This window comes from Cytobacillus sp. Bva_UNVM-123 (genome assembly GCF_046351715.2).
GTDB lineage: Bacteria > Bacillota > Bacilli > Bacillales > Cytobacillaceae > Cytobacillus.
Window position 1 is genome coordinate 5,042,873 of record NZ_CM177772.1, and the last position, 19,205, is coordinate 5,062,077.

Annotated in this window: 16 protein-coding genes; 10 read left to right on the top strand and 6 right to left on the bottom strand. The window is 37.4% G+C overall.

The genetic code is table 11. The features are described 5' to 3' along the window. Nucleotides 1-137: 137 nt before the first annotated feature. Nucleotides 138-2,213, bottom strand: a complete 2,076-nt coding sequence (locus KDN24_RS25570) for a sensor histidine kinase (RefSeq protein WP_491348228.1) — start codon at nucleotides 2,211-2,213, stop codon at nucleotides 138-140. Between the two features lie 230 nt (nucleotides 2,214-2,443). On the opposite strand from KDN24_RS25570, the gene KDN24_RS25575 reads away from it, so the two are divergent. Both KDN24_RS25575 and sinI read left to right on the top strand, forming a co-directional pair. Next, nucleotides 2,444-3,121, top strand: a complete 678-nt coding sequence (locus KDN24_RS25575; RefSeq protein ID WP_409971174.1) for a response regulator transcription factor — start codon at nucleotides 2,444-2,446, stop codon at nucleotides 3,119-3,121. Between the two features lie 220 nt (nucleotides 3,122-3,341). Beyond that, nucleotides 3,342-3,464, top strand: coding sequence for an anti-repressor SinI family protein (gene sinI, locus KDN24_RS25580; RefSeq protein WP_409971175.1), 123 nt, complete (start codon nucleotides 3,342-3,344; stop codon nucleotides 3,462-3,464). A gap of 143 nt (nucleotides 3,465-3,607) precedes the next feature. Here sinI and KDN24_RS25585 read toward each other — a convergent pair whose 3' ends face one another. The 4 genes from KDN24_RS25585 to KDN24_RS25600 form a co-directional block, all read right to left on the bottom strand. Further along, nucleotides 3,608-4,279, bottom strand: a complete 672-nt coding sequence (locus tag KDN24_RS25585) for an AroM family protein (protein ID WP_491348229.1) — start codon at nucleotides 4,277-4,279, stop codon at nucleotides 3,608-3,610. 3 nt (nucleotides 4,280-4,282) lie between these two features. Then, nucleotides 4,283-5,440, bottom strand: a complete 1,158-nt coding sequence (locus KDN24_RS25590) for an amidohydrolase family protein (protein ID WP_491348230.1) — start codon at nucleotides 5,438-5,440, stop codon at nucleotides 4,283-4,285. Between the two features lie 198 nt (nucleotides 5,441-5,638). Further along, nucleotides 5,639-6,724 (bottom strand): amidohydrolase family protein, encoded by a 1,086-nt coding sequence (locus KDN24_RS25595; protein WP_409971178.1) that lies wholly within the window; start codon nucleotides 6,722-6,724, stop codon nucleotides 5,639-5,641. Between the two features lie 128 nt (nucleotides 6,725-6,852). Continuing rightward, the gene (locus tag KDN24_RS25600; protein ID WP_409971179.1) at nucleotides 6,853-8,463 is read right to left on the bottom strand and encodes an ABC transporter substrate-binding protein; all 1,611 of its coding nucleotides are present in this window, start codon (nucleotides 8,461-8,463) and stop codon (nucleotides 6,853-6,855) included. A 238-nt stretch (nucleotides 8,464-8,701) separates the two neighbouring features. Here KDN24_RS25600 and KDN24_RS25605 point away from each other — a divergent pair, with 238 nt between their 5' ends. From KDN24_RS25605 to KDN24_RS25640, 8 genes are all read left to right on the top strand, one after another. Continuing rightward, on the top strand, nucleotides 8,702-9,667 hold the full coding sequence (locus KDN24_RS25605; RefSeq protein WP_409971180.1) for an ABC transporter permease: 966 nt from the start codon (nucleotides 8,702-8,704) through the stop codon (nucleotides 9,665-9,667). After that, on the top strand, nucleotides 9,667-10,557 hold the full coding sequence (locus KDN24_RS25610; RefSeq protein ID WP_409971181.1) for an ABC transporter permease: 891 nt from the start codon (nucleotides 9,667-9,669) through the stop codon (nucleotides 10,555-10,557). The genes KDN24_RS25605 and KDN24_RS25610 overlap by 1 nt, the downstream gene beginning before the upstream one ends. Before the next feature lie 83 nt (nucleotides 10,558-10,640). Next, nucleotides 10,641-11,654 (top strand): ABC transporter ATP-binding protein, encoded by a 1,014-nt coding sequence (locus KDN24_RS25615; RefSeq protein ID WP_409971182.1) that lies wholly within the window; start codon nucleotides 10,641-10,643, stop codon nucleotides 11,652-11,654. Continuing rightward, nucleotides 11,647-12,618, top strand: coding sequence for an ABC transporter ATP-binding protein (locus KDN24_RS25620; protein WP_409971183.1), 972 nt, complete (start codon nucleotides 11,647-11,649; stop codon nucleotides 12,616-12,618). Before KDN24_RS25615 ends, KDN24_RS25620 begins: the two co-directional genes overlap by 8 nt. Nucleotides 12,619-12,637: 19 nt before the next feature. Beyond that, on the top strand, nucleotides 12,638-13,588 hold the full coding sequence (locus KDN24_RS25625) for a DUF1177 domain-containing protein (RefSeq protein ID WP_409971184.1): 951 nt from the start codon (nucleotides 12,638-12,640) through the stop codon (nucleotides 13,586-13,588). Then, nucleotides 13,585-14,859, top strand: coding sequence for a M20 family metallopeptidase (locus KDN24_RS25630; protein ID WP_409971185.1), 1,275 nt, complete (start codon nucleotides 13,585-13,587; stop codon nucleotides 14,857-14,859). Before KDN24_RS25625 ends, KDN24_RS25630 begins: the two co-directional genes overlap by 4 nt. Before the next feature lie 374 nt (nucleotides 14,860-15,233). Further along, nucleotides 15,234-15,995: an IclR family transcriptional regulator gene (locus KDN24_RS25635; RefSeq protein ID WP_409971186.1), complete on the top strand. Its 762-nt coding sequence runs from the start codon at nucleotides 15,234-15,236 to the stop codon at nucleotides 15,993-15,995. Nucleotides 15,996-16,012: 17 nt separating this feature from the next. After that, complete coding sequence (locus KDN24_RS25640) at nucleotides 16,013-16,945, top strand: aminopeptidase (protein WP_409971187.1); 933 nt, start codon at nucleotides 16,013-16,015, stop codon at nucleotides 16,943-16,945. Between the two features lie 64 nt (nucleotides 16,946-17,009). Here the strand turns inward: KDN24_RS25640 and KDN24_RS25645 are convergent, their stop codons facing one another. Next, nucleotides 17,010-19,142 carry an MMPL family transporter gene (locus tag KDN24_RS25645; protein WP_491348231.1) on the bottom strand — a complete coding sequence of 711 codons (2,133 nt, stop codon included), beginning with the start codon at nucleotides 19,140-19,142 and terminating at the stop codon, nucleotides 17,010-17,012. Between the last annotated feature and the right edge of the window lie 63 nt (nucleotides 19,143-19,205).

Below are 19,205 nucleotides of genomic sequence, written 5' to 3' on the forward strand. Positions count from 1 at the left end.
AATACGAAAATTGTATAAACAAATTTTAGAAAAGCGCAACTAGGAGTTTACTAAACTTATATTTCCGATTAGTTAAAAAACCCTTCCGTACTTTGAATATTTGCGGAGGGGTTTTTTAAGATGAATAAGGAGTCTACTTAAGCTAAATCGTCCTTGTTTATTTTTAAAGGCAATGTAAAGGAAAAGCAAGTTCCTTTACCAAATATACTATTTACCGAAAATTCACCTTGATGATAGTCGACTATTTCTTTTGAGATCGGTAAGCCTAGTCCTGAACCGTTATGCGGCTTTCCTTGAATTCTTCCTTTATAAAATCGTTCAAATACATAGGGAAGCTCATTTTCTTGAATACCTTTCCCATTATCCTTAACACGAATCATAACTTTTTCATCATTGATATCAAGCTCTAACATAATAATCCCTTTCTTATCAACAAATCTTTGTGCGTTTTTCAGTAAATTCACCATTACTTGTTCAATCCGTATCGTATCAATTAGCACATAGTACTCCCTTTCTTGCAGCGGAAGTAAATCTTTATATAGGAAGGAAATGTCCTGCTTCTCAGTTTCCAATTTATATTTATTATAGAGCTCGTGCATAAATTTTCTAATATCGACTTTTTCCATGTGAAAAAGAATTTGATTATTCTCCATTTCCGTCATATCTCGTAAATCATTTAGCATCCGCGATAAATATAAGCTTTGATCATACACGAGCTGAAGATAATTTTTATCACTCTTAATTACACCGTCTAGCATTCCTTTCGTGTAAGATCGAATGCTAGTTAAAGGGGAGGCAATCTCATGAGAAATATTGCGCAGCCATTTACTTCTCGATTGATGAGCATCATTTAACTTTTGATTTGCAATTTGTAATTCATGATTAATAAGTTGAAGTTCTTCTGTTCTTTCTTGAATTTGCTGCTCTAATGATGTATTTAGGATCGCTAAATCATTGGAAAGCTTCTCTGTCTCTAAAAAAGACATTGAATATTTTTTTGAGAGAATAATTGCTTGAGCAATCATAAAAAATAGTAAGCCGATTGGAGACAATTCAATCGTACCGATCAAATTATTTGATAATAAAATATCATTCACAACTGCTATTGTTAGCATACTAACAGCTACACCATTTAAAAAAGCCAATGCTCTTTTACGATTTAATACTGTTATATAAACATAAAAGAAATAAAGAAAAGTAAGTAGAGACAAGATTTCTAGAATTATCGTTACTTTTAAAAAGATTATGGATGGCATAAGTAGAATAAATACGCTATAACTTGAAAAAACAATAATAATGATATTGAGAATCTTTCGACTCATATCTTCTTTAAATTGAGTATAAGAAAATAAAGCAAAAAATATAATTCCGAAGGTTGCCCCCAAATATTCTATTTTATCCGCTACTTGCCAACTTAGATTAGGAAAGATAAATAGTGTAAGCCCCCGAAAAACAATCAGGTTACGGATTCCAACTACTATACAGACAATTCCGAAGAAAAGAAATTGGAATTCTTTTTTTCGAAACGCAAATAGGGTCAGGTGATAAATCCCCATAAGCAATAAGCTAGCGATAACAATTGAATCAAAAAATATTCCTTTTTCCTTATATTGAGTAATCGCTTCTGAACTACCTATTAAAATCGGCTCGAAAAGTCCTCCATTTCTTTGAAAAAAATTAGAGGCTTGGATGATGAGTTCTACCTTATTAGATTGAACGATAAATGACACCGTTTGCTGTGAATTCCCCGGCTCCATCGTATGATGACTTTTACCTATTTCTCCGATAGCGGCTTTTTCTTCCCCATCAATCCATAAAATATAAGAGCTAGGTATAGCTGGGATATAAATTGATTTAACCGTTCCAACTTCATGATCTGGAAGCTCAATCATTAAACGATATGTTGCATAGCCTATATTCGACAAAGCCGTTTCTTCTATGTTATAGCTACTCCATGGATTAGGAACGGAGACTGTACTCTTTTTTGTAGGGACAGCATTTTCTGCAAAATCTTGTGGAAAATAAAACATCTGCCAATAGAAGTCCCATTCCCCATTCAATGGAATCGTTTCTTTTTCAGAAAAATGGCTAATTGAAAATGTTCCGTCCATTGCTTTTCTATTTTTATTTGTATTTTCCATCACACTATTAGTATGAAAAAGAACTCCAATAATAAAAACAATGACTACGAAAATACTACTTTTTAGCTTCATCATGCACACCCTTCAGTGAGGTTCATCATACAACCATAATACCATTATTTACTCTTTTTAAAATGTGAACGCTGAGTGAATATTTGGATAATTCATATATGGAAAAATTAGCATTTTTCATAACTCTTTATACTTACGTTTTCACCCAATAGCGGACAAAAATACCACAATATGGTATATTTAGAATAAATAATTATGTGAGAGTTCAAATATTTTAAGGGGGAGGAATTGTGCATTCTATTAAAATAGTAATAGTAGAAGATGATGCTGCTATATCTGAAATTTTAAGTCTCTATTTGAAACAAGAAGGATATACCGTTAATTTAGCCTCCAATGTGGCTACTGGGTTACGATTAATAGAGGAAATTATTCCAGATATTTTATTGCTTGATATTAACCTCCCAGATGGAAATGGTTTTAAGCTTGCCCAAAAGTATCGAGACATATCAAATGGCATTCTTATTTTCATAACCGGTGAAAAAACAACAAGTACCATTATCCAAGGTTTTGATATAGGATGTGATGACTACATAACAAAACCATTTGATCCACCCGAAGTCATTGCCAGAATTAAAGCGAACACAAGAAGGAGTGGGTTAATCACTTCAGATATTTTAAAAATAGGGAATTTATCCATTAACTTTACCGATAAAAGTGTATATAAAAATGGAAAAACAGTTGAGCTTTTTATAAAGGAAAAGCAACTGCTATTTCTTCTAGTTCGCAATCCAAACCAAGTTTTTAGTGCCGAGCAACTATATGACATTATATGGGGAATTGACGCTGAAGCAGATTTAAAAACAGTACAAGTATATTTAAGTACATTAAGAAAAAAAATTGAGGATAATCCCAAAAATCCTGAATACATTAAAACGGTAAGAGGATTTGGCTATAAACTTTCACTATAGCCAAACTAAAAATCTTACAGCCAATTATTATATACCATTATATCTATTAAAAATAGGATAATTATCACATTTTTTCGAATTTTAACTTAGTTTTAACCTTTATTATATACAATATAGTGGTAATAATGGGTGTTTCGGAGTATTTTAGTTTGATCGTAACAATGGCTAATTGATTAAGCAATCATTCGATTAGAATTAATAGGGAGTGGGATGGCAAGCTATGTTAGATCCAGAATGGGTAAAGTTAATTTTAGAAGCAAAGAAATTAGGAGTAACAAAGGAAGAAGTATGGGATTTTTTAAAGAAGGAGTTCGCTAATGAAAGAGCACAAAAGACAGGCTAGCAGATCCGTTCAACTTGAATTAACCCTTAATCTTTCGGATAGAACTTCCTTTTATCTCGTCCCTATTTATAATTCAATCCAGGAAAAAATAAGGGAACTTCTACTTATTAGATAGTTCCCTTTCGTGTTCGATTTATGCCTCATTAAATGAGTTCCATCGCTACTTTATAGATCATATTACGTGAGAGGATAACCGGTTTTGTTGTATGATTTTTAACAATGGTTTTCATGCTTTCGGTATAGCCCATACAATCAAGTACGATCGTATGAATGGATTCTTCATTAAGCCGTTCGACTGCCCGAATAAGCTGTTCTTCATTAAAATCGTATGGGGAGCAGCATTCAACGATCGAGTGGAAGCCTCCATCATTCCATTTCTTCATAATTGTTTGAACTTGAGACTGTAATGGAACAATGACGCCGATTGAACCTTCCCGAAATAGTCCTTCCACAATATAATTCAGCAAATGATCTGGATAAACAAGAGGAATCCCACTTTTAAATAAAGGAAATTTACCGGTACACGCAATAATAATGAGAGAAACCTTCTCATCATTTAATTCATCAATTAATTTTTGGATGATGGGGAGAATTTTTTCTTTTGCCATAATCGCACTTCCTCCATTACGGAGACGGGAAATTAATGTTGTTTGTCCTTTTTCTGGTACGAATTGAAGAAGTTCATAAGACGACTTGCCGTCTAGAACTCCTTTTTCTATGATTCTAGTATCGGGCGGTAACAAACCTTCAATAGCTGGAATCATATCCTCACGAGGCGTTTGCCCTAACGTGATTATTCCGATTGATTTCACCACGTTCTATTCACACCCCTTCGAATAGACTGGACTTCCGTTAATATACGTAGCCAGCACATTTGCCCGAGAATCGAAAGGATCATGTGACCAAATGACAAAATCAGCATCTTTCTCTTCTTCAATAGAACCTACCCGATTAGCAATACCCGCTAGTTTAGCAGCTTCGATCGTTATACTCCTTAAAGCAGCTGTTTTGTTTAAACCATGTTTCACAGCTTCTGCTGCACAAATAATTAAATACTGAATTGGAATAAATGGATGATCCGTCATAATAGCGAACGGAATTCCCGCCTCATAAAATTGCCGTGGGGCAGCAGGAGTTGAATTCCTCGTTTCATATTTTCCCGAAGGCAGCATAAAAGGTCCTAGTGTTACACCTGCCCCACTTTCTTTAATCTGTTCGAGCATGAAATGGCCTTCTGTGCAATGTTCGATATGAAGCTTAACATTAAATTCCTTAGCGATTCGAATGGCTGTAGCAATATCATCAGCTCGATGACAGTGAAGCCTAAGCGGCATCTTTCCTTCCAGTACTTCTATAAATGGGGCAAGCTCTGTTTGTTCTATGAGTGCTCTTTCTCTATCGTTATCTGATAAGTTCAAGCTATTCTGAAAGCCTTCTCGAATTAAATTCGCAATTGCCATTCTTGTAAAGGGTTTCTTTTTCGCATATTGTCCGAACATATTTTTGGGATTTTCACCGAGAGCTCCTTTTAAACCACTTTTTTCAACGAGAATCATTTCCTTTAAAGAGCTTCCGCCTGTTTTTAAAATCGTCCAGATGCCACCAATTGGATTCGCGCTTCCCGCTCCAGTCTGAATGGTCGTCACTCCCCCAAGTCGTGCAGATTCAAAGGAAAAATGGTGAATATTTATGCCATCAATCGCAGACATTAACGGAGTAAACGGGTTGGAGTATTCGCAGGCGTCATTTATTTGTTCTTGAATTTCTCCCCAGATGCCTACGTGGGTATGAATGTCAATAAGTCCTGGCGTAATGATCGTACCGCTTACATTTTCAACAGTCGCATCCACTGGAATATCTGTTTCTACTCCTACCTTTATGATCTTGCCATCTTGAAGCCACATATCAGCATTTCTTACGACCGTATTTTCTTCATCCATCGTATAAATGGTCGCACCTCGAAATATTTTTAGCATTCTCATACCTCCTAATCCAATTTGTCTTGGCTTATTTCCCGCTTAGATTTTTAACGGTTTGTCCGATACATTTCTTGAAAAAATCTGAGTCAGCTGCCGGAGGCTTATTTTCATTGATCTTAAGTTTGAAGCCCTACTAATGTAACTATTTCATGCAGCTCAATAATTATTTGGATACTTTACTTCTATGATGATTCATCACAAGTGATAAACTTGCTGACCTTTAATAAACGTTTTTTCCACTCTTGCTGTTAATTGCAGCGGATGGTCATTCCAGATAACTAAATCGGCGAATAATCCAGCCTTAATCGAGCCGGTGAGATGCTCGATTTTTAATCGTTTCGCTGCTTGCTGAGTTAAGCCATTTAATATTTCTTTTTCTGAAACGCCTGCCTTTACTGCTAATGCTCCTTCCAACTGTAAATGGTTTACCGAACTTACAGGATGATCCGTTGCAAACGTAAATGAACAGTCATGATTTGCAAGCTCTAAAAACAAGGATGGGCTCAAATTGATTAATTCACTTCTTTCAATTGGCTGAAAACATGGACCCGCAATAACTGAGAATTGAGCTTGCTTTGCTTCAGCCGTGAGCTTTGCATATTCTGTTGCATGAACAAGAATGACTTGAAGTCCAAACTCCTCTGAAATACGAATAGCGGTTTCCATATCATCTGCACGATGGCAACGAATGAAGATTGGAGCTTCTTTCAGATTTACATTTGTTGAAAGCTTTTTTAATGTCGAACGAATTTGGAGTGCAATCCCCATCCGAGTAAGTGGTGAATGAGTTTTATCCCAAACTGATTTTTTCGGGACATCCCCCATTGAAAAGGAGTATCCTAGATGATCGATGAGAATCATGTCATCGATCGTTTTTCCATGCGTGTGAATAACAGCTGTTTTTGCCCCGACGACTGATTCTGCTGAAGAAACGATATGTGAAGCTGTTACTCCACCTTCTATTGCTTTTTGAAATGCTTGATCGAAAGGATAAATACCATCTATTACATGAAGGTGTTGGCTATCTTTTTCAAACGGTTCATAGCCATCATGCCCTTCCCAACGGATCCCCATTTCCTTTAAGCCAATTTGTGAACATGTATCAATAAAGCCTGGAGTTACATAGCAGCCTGACGCTTTAATGATTGAATAGCCCTCAAGCTTTTCAGAAGGATGGACAACAGCTTCAATTTTTTCATTATTCATTAACACGGTGGACGGAGAGAATTCGCCCGTTTCATTGTTGTATACTTTGGCATTTGTAATGGCAATCTTTTGCATCGCTAACCCCTCTTTCTGAAAAAATATTACTTGCCGCCTATTTCAATAAGTAATTCGAGATGAATTCGATAATCTTGTTTTGGATATAAGAAAAGTAGAGAAGCTTCTCTACTTTTCTTATACCTTTTTTATTTTGTTAATGAAACGTTTGTTCCGTTCGGATGAACAATTTGGATTGAGAAGTCTGGAGACACGTTAAAACCTTGTACTTTTTTGTTAATACCTGCTGAAGCATCAAGATTATCAAGTTCAATACGTGGTACATCCTTCAAAATAATTTCTAATGCTTGTTGATATAATGCCGCACGTTCATTTTGATCAACTGTTTCAGAAACAGCTCTATCTAATAATGCATCAACTTCAGGGTTTTCATAGCCCTTTCCGTTACCAAGTGCTCCTAATTGATCTTTGTGGAATAATTGGTATAAGAAGAAATACGGATCAGGATACCATGTCCAACCGCCAATTGACATTGGAGCATTTCCTTTTGAAACGGTATCACTATAAGTGCCCCATTCAACTACTTTAAGTTCCACATCAATATTTAAGTTTTCCTTCATTTGGTTTTGGAAAATCGTTCCGTATGGTACACGAGCCTCTGCTAAATAAAGCTCCGTTTTGAACCCATCTGGGTAGCCGGCTTCAGCAAGAAGCTTCTTTGCTGCTTCTGGATCAAATGTTGGTGTAAGCTTCTCTAAATCTTTGCTATAACCCCAAGATTTCTTTGGTAGCGGCATATAAGAAACTTCCGCTCCACCCCACTGATTAACACCCTTTACGATCTCTTCGACATTTGTTGCTTTATAAATCGCTTCACGAACTTTCGGGTCAGCAGTTGGACCTTTTTTATTATTTAAATCAAGATAAGTTAAAGAAAGAGCTGGCTCAGATAATAATTCTAAGTTTGCATCTGCTTTAATAAGCTCACGGTTTTGTCCTTTAATATCAGTTGCGATATCAATATCACCAGAACGTAATGCATTTGTCATCATGTTCGGATCAGCAATAATTTTATAGGTAACACCATCAAGATGTGGCTTTTCACCCCAATATTTATCATGGCGAACAAGCTCAACTTGTTGGTCTTTCTGCCAATTTTTAATTTGGAATGGGCCTGTACCTACAAGATGACTTCCAAATTGGTCGCCCCAACCTTCTACTTCTTCTTTCGGCACAATCATATTCCCAGCATCAGTTAGTACAGCTAATAATGCTGCATTTGGATCTGTTAAATGAACTGCAACCTCAAATTCACCTGTCACTTCTACCTTTTCAACTCCACGTAGACGGTTCATCGCCGAATGCTTTGCGGAACGCTCAAGGCTGTATTGCACATCTTCTGCCGTCATTTGTCTACCATCTTGATATTTTCCAGGTTGAAAATACACATCATTTCTTAATTTAAATGTATAAACCTTCATGTCATCTGACACTTTCCACTCTGTTGCAAGGGATGGAATTACTTCACTTAAATCCTTACTATATACAACTAAAGTATCACCGACAGAACGCATAACTTGAGATTCATAGACACCGGTATATTGAATGGGATCTAATGTTTTTGGATTTGCAGATAAACCTACCTTTAATACACCGCCATCTTGTGGTTCTCCTGCATTTGCAGATGAATCATTGTTATTAGCGGGCGTTTCCTTCGTCCCTCCACCTGAACAAGCACTTAATACTAAAACAACTGAGACAGCTAGCAGCAACCAAACTTTCTTAACTTTGTTCTTCATAATATCCTCCTTTTTGATTCAATATGTGAAACAGTAATTCAGATAGTGAATTTAAAAATAAGTTAACACATCCAAATTAAAGAGTAAATATTTTTTTAATATTTTCAAAAGAAAATTTATTCCATGTTTTTTTTAAATTTATATATTTACAAATTTAAAGTTAAAGTGATAAACTAATTCATAATTCAGATATCGAATCACTGTTTCAAATAGTGAATAATAGAAATGGAGGTATAAAATGGGCAAGTATATAATTAGAAGAATTTTCGATCTGTTACCAACGATTTTCGTCGTCGCTATTATTGTCTTCATCGTTACGAGAATGATACCTGGTGATCCTGCAAGTGTTATGCTCGGACCTCAAGCCAGTGTCGAAGATATAGAAGCACTAAGACAGAAATTAGGTTTAAATGAACCATTGTATATGCAATTTCTTCAATATTTCGGGAATTTACTTCAGGGAAATTTAGGAGTTTCTTACACATATAACGAACCAATTATGAGTCTAATTATGGAACGCTTTCCGAATACGGTCATTCTCGCCATAAGCTCCCTTATTATTGCAGTCATAATCGGGATTCCAGCAGGAATTATTTCTGCTTCAAAACAAAACTCTCTATTAGATTATTCAGTTATGCTTGTCTCATTAATAGGTGTATCCATGCCAATCTTTTGGCTCGGTGTTATGCTCGTTCTCTACTTTAGTGTGAATCTTGGCTGGTTCCCTGCTACGGGAATGGGGACATTAGAAGAAGGCTTCATTCCTTATATTAAACATTTAATCCTGCCAAGTGTTACTCTCGCCACAATTCCGATGGCGACCTTTGCTAGAATTACTCGTTCAAGTATGTTAGAGGTCATTTCACATGATTATATTAAAACAGCTCGCTCGAAAGGATTAAGTGAGTTTTGGGTCATTTGTAAACATGCATTTAAAAACGCATTAACTCCTATCCTGACTGTACTAGGCATGCAAATTTCTATGATGCTTGGTGGAGCCGTTTTGACCGAAACGATCTTCAGTTGGCCTGGGATGGGAAGATTAATTGTTGATGCGATTGATAAACGGGATTTTGTCGTTGTACAAGGGACAGTACTTTTCATTGCTGTCATCTTTGTTGTTGTGAATTTGCTCGTTGATATTTTATATAAAGTTGTCAATCCGAGAGTAAATTATCAGTCTAACAAAGGAGGGATGAAATAATGGAACCTTTAGAAAATGTGAACCCCCATTCGGCTCCAGTAGCAAAACAAAAAAAAGAAGCAAATTTGTTTAAAAAGCTGATTCGAAATCGACTAGCAGCAATTGGTTTATCCATAACTGTTATTATGTCCATTATGGCCATATTTGCCCCATTAATTGCTACTCATCCTCCTAATCAAATGGATGTCGTGAGCTCACTTTTGCCGCCAGGTACGAATGGACATATTCTCGGAACAGATAACTATGGAAGAGATTTGTTTAGCCGTGTTGTTTATGGGGCGCGAATTTCATTAATTGTTGGGGTTTCTGCCGTTGTATTTGGGGCATTTTTCGGTACTTTGCTCGGCCTTGTTTCAGGTTATTTCGGTGGAAGACTTGATTCCATTATTATGCGTACGATGGATGGTCTCTTCGCCTTTCCGTTTATTTTATTAGCAATTACGCTTATGACTGTTCTCGGACAAGGACTTCTAAACGTTATTATCGCGATCGGAGTAGCCAATATACCAGGCTTTGCACGTATCGTCCGTGGGCAAGTGCTTAGTGTAAAAGAAGAAGAATTTATTGAAGTAACACGCTCATTAGGGGCTACCGACAAACGCATTATTTTTCAACATGTCCTCCCTAACTGTTTAGCTCCATTAATTGTTTATGGAACAATGAGCATAGCTGGAGCCATTATTTCTGAAGCAGCATTAAGCTTTCTAGGCTTAGGTGTTCAGCCACCGACTGCTTCTTGGGGAAGTATTTTGAAAGATGGAAAAGACTTTTTAGTATTAAGTCCACATATGGCTACTTTCTCAGGTTTAGCCATTTTATTAACGGTTCTTGGCATCAACTTGTTTGGTGACGGGTTACGTGACGCATTAGATCCAAAAATGAAGGTTTAACTTTATTGAGCAGACGAAGGTATTAATCTGGGCGCAAATACGCCAAGGCGAATTTGATTAAGACATTGATGGAGGTGACACATGTGTCAGATCTTCTTTTGAAGGTTGAAGATTTGGAGGTACATTTTCGTTCTTCCTCTTCAGTAGTGAAGGCTGTAAATGGTGTGAGTTTTACGTTAAATAAAAAAGAAACCCTTGGCATTGTTGGAGAATCAGGCTCAGGGAAAAGTGTCACAGCTACCGCTCTTTTACGGCTTATTCCGAATCCACCCGGAAAAATTGCTGGCGGGAAAATGCTGTTTGAAGGCAAGGACCTTTTGGCTTTATCAGATAAAGAGATGCGTGATGTCAGAGGGAATGAAATTTCAATGATTTTCCAAGATCCGATGACAAGCTTAAATCCAGTGTATAAAGTCGGAAATCAAATTATGGAATCTATTCGTACTCACCAACAAATATCGAAAAAAGAAGCGAGAAAAGCAGCTCTCGATATGCTCAAACTTGTTGGCATTCCAGAGGCAGAAAAACGAATTGATATGTATCCTCATGAGTTTTCGGGGGGGATGAGACAAAGGGTCATGATTGCGATTGCTCTTGCCTGCAATCCGAAGCTATTAATTGCAGATGAACCAACAACCGCACTTGATGTAACGGTTCAAGCACAGATTCTTGATTTGATGAGAAACTTACAAAAAACAATCGGTACCTCGATTATTATGATTACCCATGATCTCGGTGTTGTTTGGGAGCTTTGCGATAAAGTCATCGTCATGTATGCAGGAAATACTGTTGAATCCGGAAATGTGCATGCAATTCATGATAATCCACTACATCCATATACATGGGGATTACTAGATTCTCAGATTACGAGTGACATGACCGATGAAGAGAAGCTGTCTGCTATTCCCGGCAGTCCACCTGATTTACGGGAAGAAATGCCTGGCTGTCATTTCGCAGCCCGCTGTCCATATGCAAAAGAGATTTGCTTCTCGAAAAAACCAGAATCGATTGAAGTCGAGACTGGACATTTCGTTGCCTGTCATTTTCAAACAAAAACAGAGAAATTAATACGAAAGGAGCGGGCTTATCATGAGTGAAGTCATTATTAAAGTCGAAAACTTAAAAAAGCATTTCCCAATTGATGATCCGCTTCCTTTCAAAAAATCCACCCAAAGTGTAAAAGCTGTTGATGGTGTTAGTTTTGAAGTGTTTCGTGGTGAAACGCTTGGGATTGTTGGCGAATCTGGCTGTGGGAAATCAACAATGGCTCGATTAATTAATCAATTAATCCGCCCAACTTCTGGATCAGTTGAATTTAATGGGCAAGATTTAGCAAAGCTTGGGACAGCAGAAATTCGTTCATCAAGAAAGTCAATTCAAATGGTTTTCCAAAACCCTTATGCTTCACTCGATCCTAGAAAGACAATTGAACAATTAATTATGGAACCGTTAATTATACACGGAATAGGGGACAAGACATCCCGCAAAAAACGTGTTCAAGAGCTCCTCGATGTTGTCGGATTAAGCAGTTATCACGGAGAACGCTATCCACATGAATTTTCAGGTGGACAGAGACAGCGTATTAATATTGCGCGAGCTTTAGCATTAAACCCAGATGTCATTATTTGTGATGAACCTGTATCTGCTTTAGATGTTTCCGTTCAAGCACAGGTTATCAATTTATTAAAAGACTTGCAAAAACAGTTCGGTCTAACGTATTTGTTCATCTCCCATGATTTAAATGTTGTCAAATATATGTGTGACCGCATTGCTGTTATGTATCTTGGGAAAATTGTTGAAATGGGAACATATAAGGAAATCTATGAAAAACCTAGTCATCCATATACTCAAGCTTTACTATCAGCCATTCCAAAGGAAGGACCTAACGAAAAGAAGGAACGAATTCTATTAAAAGGAGATGTCCCTAGTCCTGTTAATCCGCCGTCTGGCTGTCATTTTCACCAAAGATGTCCGTATGCCGTTGATATATGTAAAAAAGAACGTCCTGAATTAAATGAAAAATTATGCGGACACAAAGTATCCTGTCATTTAGTTCAGTAAACTTAAGGAGGAATTTAATATGTCGTTAAAATATGTTATGGAAGTTTATGAGTTATTAGATAATATTCATGTTTCAGGTCAGGATGTAAAAGACTACTTAAGAACGATTTCTCAAGATGGGGACATTTCGGTTGAAACAGTCGAAGGAAAAAAAGGATCAACAGATTTTATAAAAGTGAAGATTGCTGGTGAAAATGGGAAATCAAACGGTGGAAATGCTCCTACATTGGGGATTATTGGCCGTTTAGGAGGCATCGGTGCACGTCCTGAAGTAAAAGGTTTTGTTTCCGATGGAGATGGAGCCTTATCATGTATGGCTGCTGCAGCTAAATTACTAGATATGACTAGTAAAGGGGATCGTTTAAATGGGGATATCATTTTGACGACACATATTTGTCCGACCGCTCCTACTTTGCCACATGATCCAGTGCCATTCATGGATTCACCAGTAGATATATTAGCAATGAATCAACATGAAGTAACAGAGGAAATGGATGCGATTCTTTCCATTGATACGACAAAAGGGAATATGATCACTAACCATCGAGGCTTTGCCATTACACCGACCGTTAAGGAAGGCTATATTCTAAAAGTAAGCAGCGACTTGCTTCAAATATATACACAATCAGCAGGGATACTCCCAGTCACATTGCCTATCACAACACAAGATATTACTCCTTACGGAAATGGTGTCTACCATGTTAATAGTATTCTTCAACCAGCTGTTGCCACTTCAAGCCCAGTTGTAGGGGTAGCCATTACGACTGAAACAGCTGTTGCCGGCTGTGGTACAGGTGCAACACACCCAACTGATGTTGAACAAGTAGTGCGTTTTGTTATTGAAGTAGCCAAACTATATGGAGAAAATAAATGTGCCTTTTTTGAAGAAGCTGAATTTAGCCGTTTAGAAGCACTTTATGGGAAGATGACCCATTTACAAACAAAAGGAAATCAGGTGAATGTAGGATGACCGATTTAACATTGTTGAAGCAGAAATTAATTGATGAAGTCGAAGCGCGTCAAGATGAATTAATCGAACTTTGCAGCCAATTAATTAAAATTCCAAGTGAAAATCCACCTGGAGATTCAACAGAAATCAGCCAATTTATTACGGATTATCTTTCCCAATTCGGTTTGGAAACAAATTGGCATGAATCTGCTCATAAAATGTTTAACCTCATTTCAACTATTGGAAATGGAAATGGAAAAGAATTAATCTACTGCGGACATACAGATGTTGTCCCAGCTGGGGATTTATCAAAATGGGATTTCGACCCATTTTCTGGTGAAGTGAAGGATGGCTGGCTTCTCGGAAGAGGGGCTAGCGATATGAAGGCTGGCCTTGGTGGACTTATTTTCGTCTTTGCTCTCTTGAAAAAACTTGAGATTGATTTACCAGGAAAACTTACGTTAGCGATTGTTCCAGACGAAGAAACAGGCGGAGAATTTGGAGTTCCATGGTTATTAGAAAAAGGGATTATTCATGGAGATGGCTGTTTAATTGCTGAACCCTCTTCCCCCTTAAATCCGACAATCGGGCAAAAAGGCTCCTATTGGTTTGAACTTGAAGTATTCGGTGTACCAGGTCATGGTAGTCTTTCACCGATTGCTGGCAACAATGCGATCACCGATGCGATCGCTGCGATTGAAAAAATAAGAAAGCTATGGGAACTTGACATTAAATTGCCTGATGAGGTTCAACCATTAATTGACGTTTCAAAACGTTATATGAGAGAAATTGAAAAGGACCGCGAGAAATTCCAGCCTGTACTTGAAAGAATTACTGTAAATATCGGAACTATTCATGGGGGAACGAAATCAAATGTCATTCCAGAAAGCTGTAAAGTTCAAGTTGACTGCCGACTCCCATTCGGTGTTACCCGTGACGAAGTAACTTCCTTTTTACGAAAAGAATTAGATGAGCTAGGCATTCGATATGAAATTCATCCGTTTGGATTTAGAAGTCATGCTAATTACACATCTGCTGACGATCCAGTATGTAAAGCAATTGTCGACAATATTTCTCATGTAACTGGTAAGGAAGCATACGGGGTTATGCAATGGGCTAGCAGTGATGCCCGTCACTTTAGAGATCATCATATACCTGTCCTTCAATATGGACCAGCCTATTTACCTAGTATTCACGGCTATAATGAAAAAGTTCGAGTTGAAGATATTGTCAGATGTGCTAAAGTTTATATAGCGGCAGTCATTGATTTCTTGAACTCAAATAGGAATTAAGACCTATCATCTTGTCATTACGATCATTTCTATATAACTAGGAAATTCTTCTCACCGATAAAGAGAAACTCAATCAGGGGCACTTGATTGTAAGTTGAAATAATTGAGAAAAACTGCCATTATATATAAAAACTTGGTATTCGCCGACCCTTCAGCGAATGCCTTAGCTTTCCTTACCTAATATTATTTGTCGATAGTTTATTAGCACTCGCTCGTTACTTCAGCACATTCATAAACTTACACTCTTCTATTAGCAAAGAAAAGCGTTGAGAGTCTACTAGAAGCTAGGTTCTAGGCTAGACATTCACCTTAATTAAAGTTTTACTAATCTTTCAAATTTTATCAATTATTCATTATTGGGGGAAGAATTCTTCATGTTAAAGACATTAGATTCATCACTGATGGTTTTACGAATGTTTACGAAAGAAAAACCAGAATGGGGGGGCAGAGAGCTAGCCACAGAGCTTGGCATGAATCATACGAATATATACCGAATCCTGGAAACGTTCGAGAAAAATCGATTTATTTCGAAAGATCCGATAACGAAGAAATATTCATTAGGATATGCAGTATGGGAATTAGGAATGATTATGTACGAAAGCTTGAATATTGCTAGTTTAATCCGTCCTACTTTAAAAAGATTGTCTGATAACACAGGGGAGTCTGTATTCCTGACGGTCTTAGATAAAGATGAAGCAGTCACACTTGATGTGATTGAACCGGAAAATAAAGTAAAATTTTCTGTTTCAGCAGGAAGCCGATCACCATTATATGTTGGTGCTTCTTACCGCTCCATACTTGCTTTTTTACAGGAGGAGATTACTGAAGCAATCATCGAAAAAGGGCTAGTTCAATATACAAACACTACGATGACGGACCCGGAGAAATTGCGAAAAGAATTACAATTAATCCGTGATTTGGGCTGGGCGAAAAGCCAAGGCGAATATACAGAAGATGTCATCGCAATTGCTGTTCCACTATTTGATCGAGATGAAGTGATTGGGTCCATTACTGTATCAGGACCTGTATATCGAATGACCGATGAGAAAACAAATGAATATCTTCCTCTTTTAAAAGAAGCGAGGGATGAGACGGCTAAGACCATTAAGCGATTCCAACTGAAGCTGAAACCTTAATTCATGGGAGGATTAGTATGGAAAAATTAATTGAATTGGCTAAATCTGTTCTGAATCATAATTTATTTATTAAAGAAAATGAGCGTATTTTAATTGTTACAGACCCAAACCTTTTTGAAATTGGTAACATATTTTTTCAAGCGGGATTACAATTAGGAAACGAAACAAATATTATGCAAATGGAAACGACAAGCAAATCTGGTGAGGAACCTCCTTCCACAGTTGCTGACGTAATGAAATTAGTAGACGTTGTTCTTTGTATAACGAAGAACTCACTCAGTCATACGAAAGCTAGAAAAGAAGCATCTGCATCTGGAGCAAGAATTGCAACAATGCCTGGCATTACATTAGATATGCTTCATGAAGGGGCGATTACCGCCAATTATCGTGAAGTAGAAGAGCTAACAGACTATTATGTGAGTTTACTAGATGAAGGTTCATCCGTTGAGATAAAAAAAGATGGCACTCGCCTTACTTTTTCAATTGAAGGAAGAAAAGGGATTCGTAGTACAGGTGTGTTTCGTGAAAAAGGAGAGTCAGGCAATCTTCCTTCTGGTGAAAGCTATATTGCACCAGTTGAAGACTCTGCAAATGGCTCGATTGTTATCGATGGTTCGATCGCAGGAATCGGAATTTTGAAAGATCCCATTGTATTAACGGTTAAAAATGGTCGATTAGTCGATGCAAGTGGAGACGATGGTAAAAAGCTTCTTGAGCTCTTAGGAGAGGAAAACGGCAGAATCATCGCTGAATTTGGCATTGGGACAAATAAAAGTGCACGACTAACTGGGAATGTTCTTGAGGATGAGAAAGTATTCGGAACGGTTCATATCGCATTTGGCAGTAATAAATCGTTCGGAGGGACAAATGAAGCAGGTGTACATATAGACTGCGTCATTAAAGAGCCAACTGTCTGGATTGATCAAAAACAATTAAATCTTACGAAATAAAAAAGCGTAAGGAGGCATCTCCCCTCAAGCAATAGGACAGGGATATGCCTCCTTTATTTTAATCTCAATGCCAGCTTCCTGCTTTATATGGTCCTTTTCTAAATGGTAGCCACCAGTTCCATTTGCCAAATAGTTTCATTAAGCTTGGTACGAGTAATAGACGAATAATTGTTGCATCAATGGCGACCGCAATTGCGATTCCAACACCTATTTGCTTCACTGGCATAACATCTGTAAAAGCAAATGCTCCTGTTAAAACAATCATGATGAGTGCTGCAGAAGTAATAATTTTACTCGTTGTTGCAAGCCCTTCTACTGTCGCTCGATCATTATCCAGGGAATGGGCATATTCCTCTTGCATTCGTGAAATCAGAAATACTTCATAGTCCATACTTAAACCAAATACTAAACTAAAAACGATAACCGGAATAATGAGGGCTATTGTGCCTTCTGGCAAGCCGAAATGACCATATTGGAAAATATAAACGAGAATACCAAACGTGGCAGACAAACCAAAAATATTCATCAAAATCGCTTTAATCGGTATTAATATGGATTGGAAGGCGATCATTAAGATGACGAATGTCGACACAATAATAACAGTAAGCACAAGCCAAATTTTATTCGAAATTTCATCGAAAATTTCTTGATTAAATTTTGGTTGACCTCCAACCATAAGCTGATAATCTGTTTCCTTTTCTGATAAATGGCGAACCCAATCCTGTGCTTCATTTGAATTACCAGACGCTTTAAGGGTCACAGGTATTAACAATTTATCCTCTTGAATGAATGAATTCAATAATGGTTGGAGGGTTGCCTCCATTCCTGGAGCTGCCCATGCCTGCTCCCATTCCTCCGGTGATTGGATTCCGCTTAAAGAAAATATGGTAGATACATGATCAACGAGTGAATCATTTTGGAAATCATCTTCTAAATTCTTTAAATCCTTTAATCCTTCACTATCTTCCCAACCATTTTCACGTGTGGCAATGACATAGACAGACGATTTTTCTCCAAATCCAAACTTTTCATCCATCCACTCATATGCTTGCCGAGATTCATACGACTTCGGCAATGAATCAATCGTTGGAATCGTTAAGTCCATATTTTTCACAGGAATTAACGCAATCCCTAATAAAATTAAGGCAAGGAGCGTGATGATAATTGGCCGCTTAATGACAGCATTAGCAAACATCCGCCAGCGGTCAGTACCGTTCTGTTTTATTTTCAATATTTGCCACTTATCAATCCGATCTCCTAACACAATTAAGATTGAAGGCAAAAGTGTAATAGAACTAATGACAGCCATCGCAACAACTATCATTCCACCAATTGCGATATTTTGAAAAATCTCAACTTTAATAATAAGCATTGCACCAAGACCAATAAAAACACAAAAAGCTGAAAAAATGACTGCTCGTCCTGCCGTTTGAATAGTTGTAACAACAGCTTCATGTAAGCTTGATTTCTTTCGTTCTTCGCGATACCTGCTAATAAATAACAAAGCAAAATCAATACTTAATGCAAGCCCTAGCATCGGGATGATATTGAGAACAAAAATGGACAAATCAACTTGACCACCTACTATTGTTAATACACCAAATGATACAATAACCGTACTAAGTCCAATAATAAGTGGAATAAAGGAAGCAACAACTGTACCAAAAGCAAATAAAAGAACGATAATGGCAATTGGAAGACCGATTGCTTCAGCAATCATTAAATCTCGCTGACTTGCAGCATTAATATCCTTTGAAATGGCAGGTGCTCCTGTTAGAATAATTCCTTTCTCTTCCCCGATGGTTTCCCGAATACCCGTTACAATTTTGGACATATCCGCCTGCTCATCATCAAAATGTAGAAGAGCATAAGAAAGGTCACTTTTATAAAGTGAAGAATCTTCAAGTGGTGAGGTAATATCTGAGGTTACTTTAAGATCGGCAATCTCTTTCAGTGTCGCCTCTATCTTATCATCGCTCACCTTATCAAAGACTAAAAACATGATCTCAACAGGCATATCAAATGTATTAGCAGCAATATCCATGACTTCAGAGTGCTCACTATTCATCCGAAATCCATCACCCTGAAGCATAGATGGGAGGCGGATAGCGAAAAACGCCATTACGACTGCTAACAAAACCCAAATCACAATAATATATTTATAAGCCTTCGTTACAAACCGTCCATATGTACGCATATTGTCTCTCCTTGTTAGAAAAACTCGGCGTTCGCCAAGTCCTTCGGCGAATGCTTAGCTTTT

Bases quoted from the DNA above. Each gene is read 5' to 3' on its own strand.
- KDN24_RS25635 (WP_409971186.1), top strand. From the start codon at position 15,234: ATGTTAAAGACATTAGATTCATCACTGATGGTTTTACGAATGTTTACG.
- KDN24_RS25640 (WP_409971187.1), top strand. From the start codon at position 16,013: ATGGAAAAATTAATTGAATTGGCTAAATCTGTTCTGAATCATAATTTA.
- KDN24_RS25610 (WP_409971181.1), top strand. From the start codon at position 9,667: ATGGAACCTTTAGAAAATGTGAACCCCCATTCGGCTCCAGTAGCAAAA.
- KDN24_RS25630 (WP_409971185.1), top strand. From the start codon at position 13,585: ATGACCGATTTAACATTGTTGAAGCAGAAATTAATTGATGAAGTCGAA.
- KDN24_RS25570 (WP_491348228.1), bottom strand. From the start codon at position 2,213: ATGAAGCTAAAAAGTAGTATTTTCGTAGTCATTGTTTTTATTATTGGA.
- KDN24_RS25620 (WP_409971183.1), top strand. From the start codon at position 11,647: ATGAGTGAAGTCATTATTAAAGTCGAAAACTTAAAAAAGCATTTCCCA.
- sinI (WP_409971175.1), top strand. From the start codon at position 3,342: ATGTTAGATCCAGAATGGGTAAAGTTAATTTTAGAAGCAAAGAAATTA.
- KDN24_RS25625 (WP_409971184.1), top strand. From the start codon at position 12,638: ATGTCGTTAAAATATGTTATGGAAGTTTATGAGTTATTAGATAATATT.
- KDN24_RS25600 (WP_409971179.1), bottom strand. From the start codon at position 8,463: ATGAAGAACAAAGTTAAGAAAGTTTGGTTGCTGCTAGCTGTCTCAGTT.
- KDN24_RS25605 (WP_409971180.1), top strand. From the start codon at position 8,702: ATGGGCAAGTATATAATTAGAAGAATTTTCGATCTGTTACCAACGATT.
- KDN24_RS25590 (WP_491348230.1), bottom strand. From the start codon at position 5,440: ATGCTAAAAATATTTCGAGGTGCGACCATTTATACGATGGATGAAGAA.
- KDN24_RS25595 (WP_409971178.1), bottom strand. From the start codon at position 6,724: ATGCAAAAGATTGCCATTACAAATGCCAAAGTATACAACAATGAAACG.
- KDN24_RS25645 (WP_491348231.1), bottom strand. From the start codon at position 19,142: ATGCGTACATATGGACGGTTTGTAACGAAGGCTTATAAATATATTATT.